Origin of the sequence: Anaerostipes sp. MSJ-23 (assembly GCF_018918155.1) — a bacterium.
GTDB lineage: Bacteria > Bacillota > Clostridia > Lachnospirales > Lachnospiraceae > Anaerostipes.
Map to the genome: position 1 here is coordinate 1 of NZ_JAHLPY010000012.1, position 13,874 is coordinate 13,874.

Here is a 13,874-nt window from a genome sequence, read left to right on the forward strand (position 1 = left end):
CGTACAATCTTCTTTTTGAATTCTGGTTCATAGTGTTTACTCATTTGTAACATACCTCGTTTCCTCCTAAGATTATATCTTATTAGGTCGAGGTGTTACAACTATGTTATATCACAACAATAGTTTATTATAGCTATTAATAATTAAAATCAGAAATAGAACGATATATAAAGTATTACAATGAACGGAGAATAAAAGAGAAACTAGGCTGGAAGAGTCCTGTACAATACAGACTAGCTCTCATGGTTGCATAAAAAATGCGTAACAGAAATCAATCTGTTACGCAATAAAAGTCTAACTTTTCGGGGCCAGCTCATTTGCTTCCTGGTTATTTTTATATGTTTTATCCTACTAATCTGGAATTTACACCGTAGAACCAAGGGGATTTATAATCATAGTTTGATGTATGAACATGAGCCCATCCTGTTTTCTTTCCGTACTGGAATTGAACATAAACAATACCATCAGATAATGTCACTTTCTTTAAAGTCAGAGTTGTTTTTGCAGGAGCAACGAAACCTATTTTCTTTCCATTATAGAAAGTTAATTTCTTTGCAGTTACAAACTGATTTTTATTAAATAAAGCAGTGTATTTGTCTTTTTTATAATTTCCAATGACACTTTTTACATTACTTGATGTAGAGCTTGCTGCCACTAATTGATTGTTTGTATATTTATATGGAAGTGTCCATGTGATATATCCTGTTTCAGCAGGCTGAGTAGAGTGTTTGATTGTGATATAATTCTTTGATGCAGCAGTGATTTCTCCAGCAGTTGCAATACCCTGATTCAGAGAACTTACAGATACCAGTTTTTTAGATTTGGTATTGTATTTGTAAATCTGATTCATTGCGAGTGAATCACTATCGCCATAACCAATAATCTGGATAAATTCTTTGCTCTTTGACATGCTTGCATATTTTGCACTAATAAAGCTAACAGAACCTGATTTTAATGCTTTTGTGTAAGCGGTTTTTTTGTTGACAGAAACTGTAATTTTGCTTACATAACCTTTACTTTTGGTTGTTGTGATTTTGATCGCATCGGCTTTCCCGTCTCCGTTGATATCAGCAGACGTAGAATATACATTTTTTGACTGTGCAGGAATTTTTTTCGTAGCTGCTTTGGCCATTGTAGGGAATGATACCCCAAGAAGTAATGCGAAAGCTGATGAAACCATTAATTTAGAAAAATTTCCCCTCATAGTAAAATACCTCCTTAATAATACTAAATGTGGGTTGTAAAAAGTTTCATTATCCTTTACAACGTGACTCTATTATAGCACATTTTTTTTAATAGGAACAAACATTTATGTATTTTTCCTGGTACAAAAGAGATTAGGGAGTGGAAGTTGCTCTTGGGGAAAATTTTATCAAAAAAACAAAAATCATACCAAGCAAGAGAGAAAGCACACTCCAAAAATTAAATCCTTGAGAATGACCGGAATATTGATATCCTAAAATTGCAGCGGTGAAATAAAACATACTACTTGTGAAAGAACCAGCGTAGATTATATTTGTATCATCAAGACAATTTTTTTTCCTTGTTATGATACTAATGATTCCCGCAAGAAAAAAACAACCAGCAATTAGAAAAGGCGTGGTACCACCTGGATGGTTCCTAAAATCAAAAGGATGATGGTTTGTAGATGATGTATAAATCAAAAATAAGATAGCACAGCTAATAGAAAAGATTCCAAGAACAAGTTTGATCCGGTGTATTTGTTTCATAGAAATTCCTCCTTTTTCGATCTAGAATTATAAAGAAAGAGACGGCTTAAAGAAACCGTCTCTTAAGTGATAAAGTGTGTATCTGATCAAAGAAAACTTGTTAAAATGATAAAGAGTCCACAATCAATAAAAGGGATAATGATTTGTGTAACTGCGATATCCCAGTAAGCTTCTTTATGTGTTGTTTTGCAAATACCTAATAATGTAATCTGTGCACCCTGGTGAGGGAGGGTATCCAGAGTACCAGCAGCAATCGTAGAGATTCTGTGAATATCTGGAAGGGTAGCACCGAGCTGAAGATAGGTATTTTTTAGGGCTTTAAATGCGACACCCATACCACCGGAGGCAGATCCACAAGCACCGGCGCAGATAGCGACAGTTACCATGACAAAGATCAAAGGTGGCATGGAAAGATGTTTTAACCCAGCAACCAAATCTGCAAATCCCTGGGTTTCTGATACAACTCCGCCAAATCCTACAACAATGGCCGTATTCAAAATAGAAACACCAGAATCAGCAGCTCCTTTATTAAAAATATTGATCCATTCATTCATTCCGTTAATCCGTTTAAACATGAGGATTGTAGCCAAGGCAACACCAGCAAAGACAGAGGTTTCTACTGGAAAAGGATGCCATGGATTGTTAAACAGTACAAGAATTACAAGAATAGGAAGAACTGCAGTAAATGCATTTGGAAGATCTGGATTTTCCTCATCAGAAGGAAGTTCATCTTCGGATAGCTGATATTTCAAAGTAGGATCAAAAAAGCCAAATCCTTTTTTACTAAAAGAACGGGCACGCCATTCCAGCCAGAGGAAAATCATAAGAAACATACCAATGGCTGTCAGTAAAGAAGGAACAAAGGCAGCAGTTGATGTTGTTCCGAGACTGTTCATTGCGATGACATTCTGGACAGAAGGAGAACCAGGACCACTCATCGACCATGTCCAGCATCCTGCAGAAATTGCTGCTGGAATCAACCGCCTCGTTAAATTAGCTTCTTTAAAAAGATTCAGAGCGATTGGGTAGATTACAAAAAATACTACGAAACCGCTTACACCTCCGTAAGTTAAAAGACCGGTAATGATCATAATAATTGGAGCAACAAATTTTCCATGACAAAGTCCAGCAATTGCACGGGCAATTGACTCTGCCGCACCGGTGTACTGATATACCGCACCAAATAGGGCTCCGACAAAAAATACTAAAAAATAACTAGTTACATACTCTGCGGCAGCTGGCATGAAAAGTTTCTTTAAACTATCAAGAACCGGCATACCAGAGCAAATAATCACAAATGATGTCACGAGTGGAGCCAGAATAAGAGCGCTCATTTGTCTGAAGGCTAAAACACCAAACAAAATGATCGCAATTATCAGCACAAGAATATGTAAATTCATATATACATCTCTCCTTTTCTGAGGCGCATTCACGAGCATTTTTCTTTATTCAGTTTTCCATTTCAAAATTTTTATTTAAGACCCATAAGCTCATCTTTAAAAATACGTTCGTCCATAAGTTTAGGTTCTCCATCCATTTTTGGTGTAAATCCCATGTGATCGATGATTTGCGTCTGAATGTCAATTCCAGGGGCCACTTCTATAAGGTAAATACCATCTTCGCGAAGTTCAAATACAGCGCGTTCTGTGATATACATAACCGGTTGTCCAACTTTATTTGCATATTTACCAGAAAATGTAATCTGCTCTACGGCATCAATAAACTTATCAGATTTTCCTTCCTGGTCAATGATTAGTTTTCCATCTTTTGTAGAACATTTTAATCCGCCAGCAGTGAAAGTCCCACAGTAGTAAACACGTTTTGCATTCTGCGTGATATTTACAAATCCACCACATCCAGCAATACGAGGACCAAATTTACTTACATTGATATTTCCATCTTTATCAGCCTGTGCAAGACCTAAAAATGCGTCATCAATTCCACCGCCATCGTAAAAATCAAATTGTGCAGGCTGATCCAAGATTGCTTGGGCATTGACAGAACCACCAAATTGAGGACCACCTTGAGGAACACCACCGACAGGTCCGGCTTCAACGGTTAATGTAAAACGATCATTGATACCTTCTTCGCTCGCAACCATGGAAATATATTCTGGAATACCAATTCCAAGATTTACGATTGTATTTTCTCTTAATTCCATAGCGGCACGGCGTCCAATGATTTTCTTTGGAGAAAGAGAAGGATAGTCAAGACTTCCTAAAGGAACACGGAAATCTCCAGTCATAGATCCGTCATAATCACATCCGACACATTGTGTATGATGTTCCTTATTTTGTGTTACAACAACGGCATCTACATAAATACCAGGGATTTTTACAAGTTTTGGATCGGTATCTTGTACAACTTTTTCAACTTGAACGATAACCTTTCCACCGCAGTTTTTAGCTGCCTGGGCAATGGCAGTCGCCTCTGCAGTACAACATTCATGTTCCATTGTGATATTTCCTTGTTCATCCGCATAAGTTCCACGGATGAGAGCGACATCTACAGGGATTGCTTTATAAAGAAGACGCTCTTCACCACAGATATTTACAACTTCTACAATGTCTTCAGTGGTGACATCATTTAATTTTCCACCTTCTACACGTGGGTCAGCAAAAGTATAAAGTCCAACATGAGTTAATGTTCCAAGTTTTTTTCCGGCAATATCGCGGTAAAGTTGTGACAAAGTTCCCTGTGGAAGATTATAAGCTTTAATTTTATTTTGCATGATCAGTTCACCAAGTTTTGGAGCCATGTTATAATGACCGGCAATAACAGTCGAAGTCATACCTTCATGAGCAAAATGATCGGCACCGCTACCATCACGGTTTCCCTGTCCAGCAGCATAAAAATATGTAAGATTTTTTGGAAAACCAGTTTCCAAAAAACGTTGTTCGAGTGCACTGGTAAGTTCTTCTGGTAAGTCACAGGCTACAAATCCGTTTGTAGAAACAGTCATTCCATCTTCTATCAAATTTGCAGCTTCTGCGGCAGTCATAATTTTAACTTTTGCCATAATTGAATCCTCCTCAAGATTGAAACGCTTTTAAAAATCTTTTAAATTAGCTTTACGTTTTTCAAGGAAAGCGGTCATTCCTTCTTTTTTATCTCCTGTGGAGAAGGCAAGACCAAACAAATCAGCTTCTAAAGTTAATCCGCTAGAAAGATCTGTTTCTGTTCCTGTATTGATTGCTTCTTTAGCAAGAGAAATGGCATAGCTTCCTTTTGTCATAATTTTTTCTGCCATAGCTTTACATGTATCAAGCAATTCGGCCTGAGGGACAACTTTATTGGCAAGACCAATTCTATAAGCTTCCTGTGCATCGATCATATCGCATGTAAAGATCAGTTCTTTTGCACGTCCTTTTCCAATTAGACGTGGAAGACGCTGTGTCCCTCCAAATCCAGGAAGAATTCCAAGGCCAGTTTCTGGCTGACCAAACTTAGCGTTGTCAGAGGCAATGCGGATATCACATGCCATAGAGATTTCACATCCTCCACCAAGTGCAAATCCATTGACAGCAGCAATGGTAACCTGAGGCATTGTTTCAAGTTTTAAGAAAGCTTCTTTTGCAAGCATTCCCATTTTTCTTCCTTCAGCAGGTGTTGCATTGACCATTTCGGAAATATCAGCTCCAGCAACAAAAGCCTTTGCTCCAGATCCTGTTAAAATGACAACTCTGATATCTTTTCGTTCCGCAATTTCGCTAAAACATTGATCAAGTTCAGCTAAGGTTTCACTGTTTAATGCATTTAAAGACTTTGGTCGATTGATTGTAACAACTGCAATTTCATTTTCGACTTCCATTAATAAATTGTTCATGACGTATCCTCCTTAAGATAAAAATAACATATGTTTGTTAAGCAGTAGTGCTCATTGCTTCATAATACAAATAATTAGTATGCGAATAACTTGTATGTTTATAATATGCACTTTTCATAGGGGTCTGTCAATAGGTTTTAGTAAATTTGTATATTTTTGCGAAAAAGTAAAAAAGACTATTGACAAAAGTTACAAAAGAAAATATAATTAGTACGCAAACTATTAGTATACGATATCTAAGCACGCTAATAATTAACACAGATAAGACGTTCTATAAAAGGAGATAAGACTATGGATTTTGAATTAACAAAACAACAAGCTGCAATTCAGGAGACTGCAAGAAAATTTGCACAAGAAGAGTTACTTCCAGGTGTTCTTGAAAGAGATGCAAAAAGTGAATTTCCAGTAGAACAATATCATAAAATGGGAGAGCTTGGTCTGGTAGGACTTCCATATCCAACGGAAGTAGGAGGTCAGGGGGGCAGATTATCTGTCCTATGTATTGGCAGTAGAAGAAATTTCTAAAGTTGATGCTTCTATAGGAATTGGATATTCGGTAGCAACTTCCTTATATGGGGGAAGTATTATGAATTCCACAGCTCCAACGGAAAAGAGAATTTCTGGAAGATGTATTATCTGGAAAATCTTTTGGCTCTTTTGGCTTGACAGAACCAAATGCGGGATCAGATGCCGGAGGATGCGTTACAGTTGCAGAAAAAGATGGTGACGAATATGTATTAAATGGATTAAAATGCTTTAATACGAATGGACCACTGGCAGATTATACGGCTGTTTATGCATTAACAGAGCCAGAGAAAAAAGCAAAAGGATTATCCTGCTTTGTTGTAAAAAAAGGAACTCCTGGTTTCAGCGTAGGAAAGATTGAAGATAAGATGGGAATTCGTTCTGCTTAGGTATCAGAGATGGTTCTTGAAAATATGAGAGTACCAGCAAAAAATATGATTGTAGAATCTGGACAAGGATTTAAACTTGCAATGAAAACACTCGACGGAGGTCGTATTGGTGTTGGAGCGCAAGGCCTTGGAATTGCAGAAGGTGCATTTGAAATTGCAAAAGAATATTTAAAAACAAGAGAACAATTTGGAAAACCATTATATAGAAATCAATATCTTGCATTTAAAATGGCAGAACTTGAGATGGAAATTGAAGCTGCTAAATTAATGCTTTATAAGGCGGCAACTTATAAACAAGAAGGAAAACCATATTCGCTTCCAGCAACAAAAGCAAAGTATTTATGTACAGAAGCTGCAATGCATGTGACAACAGAAGCAGTACAGATGCTTGGCGGAAATGGATATATGAAAGAATATCATGTAGAAAGAATGATGCGTGATGCTAAGATTACTCAGATTTACGAGGGAACTAATGAAATTCAGAAGTTGATCGTAAGCGGAGCAATTTTTAGATAAATTAAATATTTCCCGAATTAACCAGCAAACAAGAGAAACTCCTTCTTTAGAAGTGTCGGTTAATTCCTCCAAACACAGATCGTCATTATAAAGAATAAAATTATGATGGCGATTTTTCTCATAAAATATAATAGGGAACGTCGCTTCTATTCTATGGCGATTGTCTTTTTACGAAAGATGATCACTGATAAAGCGTTACATGCATGGATCAAAGTCATAGAACAGGAAGAAATATATGATCAGATGTGGTTAACTGTTACGACTGTCAGAAGCTACTTCCATAGGAACGACTGTACTGCATGGGAGAGTAATTCACTAGTAAACTTGACAATGTTTTTAAAGAACGCTAGAATCAATGTAGTTAGCGTATGAACGATTAAAGGAGAAAAAATTGGAATTAACACAGTGTATTAATTATTTATTGACGACTGCACAACATAGAGTATTTCAGGAAATGAGTGCTCGTCTGGAACCGTTTGATGTAACTCCGGTACAATATGGAGTTATGTATTGCTTGTGGATGAAACATAAGACAAAACCAAAAGAGATTGCAGCAGAACTTCAACTTGAAAACTCTACAATCTCTGGAGTTTTAGAACGAATGGAAAAGAAAGAATTGATCAAACGCCAGGTAAGTAAAGAAGATCGTCGTTTTATTGAAGTAACATTAACAGAAAAAGGGAAAGCACTAAAAGATCCGATTCTTGAGACGGTAGAAGAAGTAAATCGGGATGTACTAGCAATTATGTCAGAAAAAGAACAGGAGGAACTCAAAGATTCTTTACGTGCATTGGCAGGAATTGCAAAATGAAGATTTTAAAAGAAAAGATGTATCTTGTGGATGCATCTTTTTTTAAGATTGAAATTAAAAATATGCTGTTGTATACTCAAAATAGAATATTAAAAAAAGCAGGTAAAAAATGAAAGTTACAATTCGACAAATAGCAGAAGCGGCTGGGGTATCTAGGGGAACCGTAGATCGTGTATTAAATAATCGTGGAAAAGTTCGTCCGGAAGTGGAAGAACGTGTCCGTAAAATTGCAGACGAACTTGGCTACAAACCCAATCTTTTAGGACGCGCGCTGATTAAAATGAAAGAAGACATTAAAATTGGAGTTATTATTCAGAATACTGGGACACCATTTATAAGTACAGTTTCTGATGGAATTTCTAGAGCAAAGGCAGAGGTAGAAAATTTTGGCGGAACTGTTTATGTTCATCCAGTAGATTATGGGAATGTAGATCAAATGCTTTATGCGATGAATGAGATGAAAGAATATGGTGTTCGTGGGCTTGCATTAATGCCAATTGACGATGAGAAAATTCGTAAGGTTATCAATCGGTTTTCTGCAGAGTATCATATACCAGTCGTTACATTGAATGCAGACATTGCTGATACAAGTAGAATTTGTTTTGTTGGGCAGAATGCAGAACAAAGCGGTCAGACGGCAGCAGGGCTGATGTGTGATGTTTTAAATGGACATCCAAAGAAAATTGCTATTATTTCTGGTATTGAGAGCAATACTTCTTTAAGTCGCAGAATCCGTGGATTTCGCAAAGAAATGGGATTGTTATCTGCAGATACAATATTACTTCCTACAAAATATTGTTTTGAAGATGATAAGACATCTGAGACTATTATTACAAATATTTTAAGGGAACATTCAGATTTAGACGGAGTTTATATTACAAGCCATGGAGAAAAAGGAATTTGTGATGGAATAAAAAAATTGGGGAAAACAGGGAAAATTAAAATTATTACGTGTGATTTATCAGAGCAAAATTATGAATATTTAAAAACTGATGAAATAAAGCTTATAATTGGACAAGATGGTGTTTATCAGGGATATGAATCTGTCATGGTATTGTATCGCTTATTATTTAATAATGAAAAACCGGAACAAGAATACAATTATACAGAAATTGTAATTAAGACCAAATATAATATTTAAGGGAGCAGGGAACCGCAAAAAGTGGTTCCTTGTTTGGCATAATGAACAAAAAAGAGAAGAATATTTTGGTTAAATTACCAATTGTGTGCTCGAACACACAATGTTATAATACAAAACATAAAAGATGTGCTCGAACACAACAATAAAAAGAACGTAAAAGAAAAGGAGATAAGTTATGGTTAATGTAGGAATTATTGGAGCAGGAAGAATCGGACAGGTACATATGAATAGTATTGTAACAAGAGTGCCAAATGCAAAGATCAGAGCAGTCGCAGATCCGTTTTTGAGTGAAGCAGCAGATAAAAAAGCAAAAGAAGCAGGAGCAGAGTATACAACAAAAGATTATAAGGAAGTACTTGCAGATCCTGAAATTGATGCAGTTATTATTTGTTCATCTACAGATACACATTCACCGATTTCTATTGATGCAATCAAAGCAGGAAAACATGTATTTTGTGAAAAACCAATCGATCATGATGTAGAAAAGATCAAAGAGGTAATAGAAACATTAAAAGGAACCAATTTAAAATATCAGGTTGGATTTAATCGACGTTTTGATCACAACTTTGAAGCAGCACAGAGAGCAGTTGCAGAAGGAAAAATTGGAGAACCTCATATTATTAAAATTACATCAAGAGATCCAGAACCACCAAGTGCAGAATATGTAAAGGTATCTGGAGGAATTTTTCTTGATATGACAATTCATGATTTTGATATGGTTCGTTTTTTAGCAGGATGTGATGCAGAAGAAGTTTATGTTCAAGCAGCTAATTTGGTAGATCCTGAAATTGGAAAAGCAGGGGATGTAGATACTGCAATTATTACATTAAAGATGGAAAATGGAGCTCTTGCAGTGATTGATAATTCTCGTCAGGCAGTTTATGGCTATGACCAGAGAGCAGAAGTCTTTGGATCCAAAGGAATGGTAGATATTAAAAATGATTCTGATTCTACAGCAGTGATCAGTAATGCGGAAGGTGTCACAGGAGAAAAACCGCAGTTCTTCTTCCTTGAAAGATACATGGATGCTTATGGAAAAGAAATGGTACAGTTTATTGATGCAATTGAAAATGATAAGGAAACTCCTTTAGGAGTAGAGGATGGATTAAAGCCAGTATTAATGGGGCTTGCAGCAAAGAAATCGTTAGAAGAAAATCGTCCGGTAAAAATTTCCGAAATCGCATTCTAAATCAAAGGACTTCGTTCATACGGACGGACGCTGCCAGAGAAAAAGAAAAGGAGTTAAGAAATGGAGAAACATACAACAGATACGATAGATGAGCAAATGAGACCACTAACCTGGGGAACAAGGGTATCTTATGGATTAGGAGATACAGCCTGTAATGTTGTTTATGGTATGGTTGGAAGTCTGCTGACAATCTTTTATACAGATTATGTAGGAATTAGTGCAGCAGCTATTGGATTGATCATGTTGATTTCCCGTGTTTTTGATGGATGTTCGGATGTGATTATGGGATTTATCGTAAATAAAACTCATTCCAAATGGGGACAATCAAGACCATGGATCCTGTGGATGGCAGTGCCGTATGCGTTGTCAGCGGTTCTGCTATTTACGGTACCGCATACGACAAGTAATCTGCAATTGATTTATATTTTTGTTACTTATAACTTTACTGCAACGATCTGCTATACGGCGTTAAATCTTCCATATGGAAGCTTATCTGCAATGATGACCAGATCTTCAAGAGAAAGAGATATGTTAAGTATTGTACGTATGGCATTATCACCAATCGGAAGAATTATGGCAGTTACTTTTACAACACCATTGGTAAAAGTATTTGGGAATGATCAGGCTGCATGGGTAAAAACAATGTCAATTTGGGCAGTTCTTGCTTTGATTATGCTGATCATCTGTTTTAAAAATTGTGAAGAAAAAGTTCAGATAAAGGCAGTAAAAAAAGAAAAAGTTTCTGCATCAAGAGCAGTGAAAGCACTCCTTACAAATCAATATTTTTGGGCAGTTTTAGTTCTTTGGATGATGCAAAATGTTATCACAAGTATTACAGGAACCATTCTTCCGTATTATTGTAAATATATTCTTGGAAACGATACATGGATGTATAGTGTTTTATATATGATAGAAACATTGGTATTGATTGCAGCAACTTTGTTTAGTCCGCTTCTTTTAAAACGACTTGGTAAGAGAAATATGTCCTTGATTGGCTGTATTGGTTGTTTCATCGGACAGCTTGTATTTATGATAAACCCTGCAAACTTTTATTGGCTGCTTGGATGCTGTATTATTCGAGGAATCTGCTTTGCACCTTTAAATTCGGTTATCTTTGGAATGCTTGGCGATGTCGTTGAATTTGGACAGTGGAAGAGTCATTTAAGACAGGAAAGTTTCATATTTGCCATTGGTTCTGTAGGAACAAAACTTGGAAATGGTATTACAGCAGCTATTTTAACACAGTTATTATCATTTGGTGGATATGTGAGTAAAGTTGGAGTTACTACACAACCGCAGTCAGCAGTTGATATGATTATGAATATTTATAAAGTTGGCCCAATGATTGTATGGATTTCTGTAATTATTATTCTTGTATTATATCGTCTGGATAAGAAATATGATGGAATTATGAAAGATTTGGCAGAAAGAGAAGCAAACGGAGAACTTTAATTTTTAAATATAGTGTGCACGAACACAGAAAGGAATAGAAAAATGTTTAATAAAGAAAAAGTAAAATTAGGAATTGCACCAATTGCCTGGACAAATGATGATCTTCCAGATCTTGGAGCAGAAAATACATTTGAGCAGTGTGTCAGTGAAATGGCACTGGCTGGATTTACAGGTTCAGAAGTTGGAAATAAGTATCCAAAAGATCCTGAAGTATTAAAGAAAGCATTGGATCTTCGCGGAATTGAAATATGCAATCAGTGGTTTTCTTCTTTTCTTATTACAAAACCTATAGAAGAGGTAGAAAAGGATTTCAGAGCACAGCTTACTTTCTTAAAAGCAATGGGCGCCAAGATTATTGGAGCTTCAGAGCAAAGCTACAGCGTACAGGGACAGCAGGATACACCAATTTTTGGACATAAATATATTATGAATGATCAAGAGTGGGACACTTTTTGTAAAGGAATGAACTATCTAGGAAAAATTGCAAAAGAAGAATATGGAATTTCTCTGACATTCCATCATCATATGGGAACGGTTGTACAGGATCCAGATGAAGTAGAACGCATGATGGAAAATACAGATCCAGAATATGTAAGTCTGTTGTTTGACACTGGACATTTTACATACTGTGGTGCAGATCCATTAGAAATGGTAAAAAAATATATAAACCGTATCAAACATGTTCACTTAAAAGATATTCGTCCAGAAGTTGTAAAGGAAGTGAAAGAAAATAATTTAAGTTTCTTAGACGGTGTAAGAAAAGGTGCATTTACAGTCCCTGGAGATGGATGTATTGATTTTGATCCTATTTTTAAAGTTCTGGAAGAAAATGATTATGAAGGATATATGTTAGTAGAAGCAGAACAGGATCCTGCAAAAGCAAATCCATTGGAATATGCAATGAAAGCCCGTAAATTTATTCGTGAGAAAACAGGATTATAAAATGCATATATAATAGAAGAAAGCGCTGTATTTATTGATATGGTGCTTTCTTTTTTTACAGTAAAATTGATTGACAATATTATCATAAAGTGATACATTATAACCATAATATAACTAAAAGTTACTCAAAATATAATCAAAAACAAAGAAAGGAGGATGAAAATGAAGCAAAGAAATGGAATGATGGCAGCAGGAGCTTTTGCAATCTTGTTTACCGGATTTCCACATGTGTGGTCTATTTATCAGCCATACGTTTTAAAAGAAACTGGATGGACAGAAAGTATGGTATCCATATGTTTTTATCTTCCAACATTATTTTTTGTATTTGGGAATATTTTCGGTGGAAGAATTTATGATAAAGGATATGTAAAATCAGTGCTGATAGGAGGTGGACTAATCTTTGCGGGAGGTATGATTTTATCTGCATTGATGTTAGGAATTCATCCAATGCTTACCTATATAACGCTTGGAGTGATGCAGGGAATTGGGCAAGGAATGGTCTATGCGGTTATTCTTGCAACCGCACAGAAATGGTTTCCAGACAGGACGGGCTTTGCGTCGGGAGTTGTTATTACAGCTAATGGGCTTTGTGGATTCATATTATCCCCGTTTAGTAAGATATTGTTAGAAAATGGTGGTGCGAAAATTGCACTGACAGCAGTTGGAGGATTGATTTTTCTATCAACGATCATTTCTTCCTGTTTTGTAAAACAACCTGTAGATCTTGGAAATAAAAAGGAAAAACAATTCACATATGAAACTGGAAAACAATATACGTCATCACAGATGATAAGAACAAAAAAATTTTATTATTTGGTTGCAACGATGATGTGTGGTTTGATGCCATATTATCTTGTATCACCGATTTCACAAACTTTACAAATAGATCGTGGAGTTGCACAAACAATTGCAGTTGGTTCAGTTATGGCAGGATCTATTTTTAACGCTGGAATTCGTCTGGTGCTGCCTTCTATTGCAGATAAGGCAGGACGTATTCAATGTATACAGGGAGTTTTCATAATGGCGATGGTTGCTATGGCATTTTTGCTAAGCGGAAGTGGAACGCTTACAACGGTAGCAATTGTTGTTGCATATGGATGTTTTGGTGGAATTATGGGAAGTTTTCCATCATTATCGAGTGAAATTTTTGGGCTGCGTTATGCAGGACAGAATTATGGAATTATTATGTCAGGGATTGTGATTGTAACCATTGTTTCGCCGGTTATTTCTAATATTGTGCAAAATTATGGAATGTCAGAATCTGTAAAGTTTGTTCTTGGCCTTTGTTTTGGTGTGGCCGCCATGATATTTAGTATGTTATTAAAAAGAGAAATAAAATAAATTAGGAAAGGA

The 13,874-nt window shown here is 36.1% G+C and carries 17 protein-coding genes; 12 read left to right on the forward strand and 5 right to left on the reverse strand.

Annotated features, from left to right (window positions below):
- Positions 1–155: 155 nt before the first annotated feature.
- Positions 156–254, forward strand: a complete 99-nt coding sequence (locus tag KQI71_RS08440; protein ID WP_442859895.1) for an IS3 family transposase — start codon at positions 156–158, stop codon at positions 252–254.
- Between the two features lie 89 nt (positions 255–343).
- Here the strand turns inward: KQI71_RS08440 and KQI71_RS08445 are convergent, their stop codons facing one another.
- The 5 genes from KQI71_RS08445 to KQI71_RS08465 form a co-directional block, all read right to left on the reverse strand.
- Positions 344–1,204, reverse strand: a complete 861-nt coding sequence (locus KQI71_RS08445) for a hypothetical protein (RefSeq protein ID WP_216435474.1) — start codon at positions 1,202–1,204, stop codon at positions 344–346.
- Positions 1,205–1,337: 133 nt separating this feature from the next.
- Complete coding sequence (locus KQI71_RS08450; protein ID WP_216435475.1) at positions 1,338–1,730, reverse strand: hypothetical protein; 393 nt, start codon at positions 1,728–1,730, stop codon at positions 1,338–1,340.
- Positions 1,731–1,816: 86 nt separating this feature from the next.
- The gene (locus tag KQI71_RS08455; protein ID WP_216435476.1) at positions 1,817–3,130 is read right to left on the reverse strand and encodes a GntP family permease; all 1,314 of its coding nucleotides are present in this window, start codon (positions 3,128–3,130) and stop codon (positions 1,817–1,819) included.
- A 71-nt stretch (positions 3,131–3,201) separates the two neighbouring features.
- Positions 3,202–4,749 (reverse strand): acyl CoA:acetate/3-ketoacid CoA transferase, encoded by a 1,548-nt coding sequence (locus KQI71_RS08460; protein ID WP_216435477.1) that lies wholly within the window; start codon positions 4,747–4,749, stop codon positions 3,202–3,204.
- A gap of 30 nt (positions 4,750–4,779) precedes the next feature.
- A complete protein-coding gene (locus KQI71_RS08465) occupies positions 4,780–5,556 on the reverse strand; it encodes an enoyl-CoA hydratase-related protein (protein ID WP_216435478.1) in 777 nt (258 codons plus the stop codon).
- Between the two features lie 291 nt (positions 5,557–5,847).
- Between KQI71_RS08465 and KQI71_RS12870 the strand changes: the two genes are divergently transcribed.
- From KQI71_RS12870 to KQI71_RS08505, 11 genes are all read left to right on the forward strand, one after another.
- On the forward strand, positions 5,848–6,081 hold the full coding sequence (locus KQI71_RS12870) for an acyl-CoA dehydrogenase family protein (protein ID WP_330655374.1): 234 nt from the start codon (positions 5,848–5,850) through the stop codon (positions 6,079–6,081).
- Positions 6,059–6,283, forward strand: a complete 225-nt coding sequence (locus KQI71_RS12995) for a hypothetical protein (RefSeq protein WP_334300763.1) — start codon at positions 6,059–6,061, stop codon at positions 6,281–6,283. Before KQI71_RS12870 ends, KQI71_RS12995 begins: the two co-directional genes overlap by 23 nt.
- Positions 6,219–6,470, forward strand: a complete 252-nt coding sequence (locus KQI71_RS12875) for an acyl-CoA dehydrogenase family protein (protein WP_330655375.1) — start codon at positions 6,219–6,221, stop codon at positions 6,468–6,470. Before KQI71_RS12995 ends, KQI71_RS12875 begins: the two co-directional genes overlap by 65 nt.
- Positions 6,471–6,494: 24 nt before the next feature.
- On the forward strand, positions 6,495–6,986 hold the full coding sequence (locus tag KQI71_RS12880; protein WP_330655376.1) for an acyl-CoA dehydrogenase family protein: 492 nt from the start codon (positions 6,495–6,497) through the stop codon (positions 6,984–6,986).
- A gap of 102 nt (positions 6,987–7,088) precedes the next feature.
- Positions 7,089–7,358, forward strand: a complete 270-nt coding sequence (locus KQI71_RS08475; RefSeq protein ID WP_216435479.1) for a hypothetical protein — start codon at positions 7,089–7,091, stop codon at positions 7,356–7,358.
- 19 nt (positions 7,359–7,377) lie between these two features.
- Positions 7,378–7,797 (forward strand): MarR family winged helix-turn-helix transcriptional regulator, encoded by a 420-nt coding sequence (locus tag KQI71_RS08480; RefSeq protein ID WP_216435480.1) that lies wholly within the window; start codon positions 7,378–7,380, stop codon positions 7,795–7,797.
- A 109-nt stretch (positions 7,798–7,906) separates the two neighbouring features.
- The gene (locus tag KQI71_RS08485; protein WP_216435481.1) at positions 7,907–8,938 is read left to right on the forward strand and encodes a LacI family DNA-binding transcriptional regulator; all 1,032 of its coding nucleotides are present in this window, start codon (positions 7,907–7,909) and stop codon (positions 8,936–8,938) included.
- Between the two features lie 175 nt (positions 8,939–9,113).
- Entirely contained in the window at positions 9,114–10,127 is a 1,014-nt protein-coding gene (iolG, locus tag KQI71_RS08490) for an inositol 2-dehydrogenase (protein ID WP_216435482.1), read from the forward strand.
- Positions 10,128–10,187: 60 nt separating this feature from the next.
- On the forward strand, positions 10,188–11,579 hold the full coding sequence (locus KQI71_RS08495; protein WP_216435483.1) for an MFS transporter: 1,392 nt from the start codon (positions 10,188–10,190) through the stop codon (positions 11,577–11,579).
- A gap of 42 nt (positions 11,580–11,621) precedes the next feature.
- Positions 11,622–12,521, forward strand: a complete 900-nt coding sequence (iolE, locus tag KQI71_RS08500) for a myo-inosose-2 dehydratase (protein ID WP_216435484.1) — start codon at positions 11,622–11,624, stop codon at positions 12,519–12,521.
- A gap of 162 nt (positions 12,522–12,683) precedes the next feature.
- Positions 12,684–13,862: an MFS transporter gene (locus tag KQI71_RS08505; RefSeq protein ID WP_253288002.1), complete on the forward strand. Its 1,179-nt coding sequence runs from the start codon at positions 12,684–12,686 to the stop codon at positions 13,860–13,862.
- Positions 13,863–13,874 lie beyond the last annotated feature (12 nt).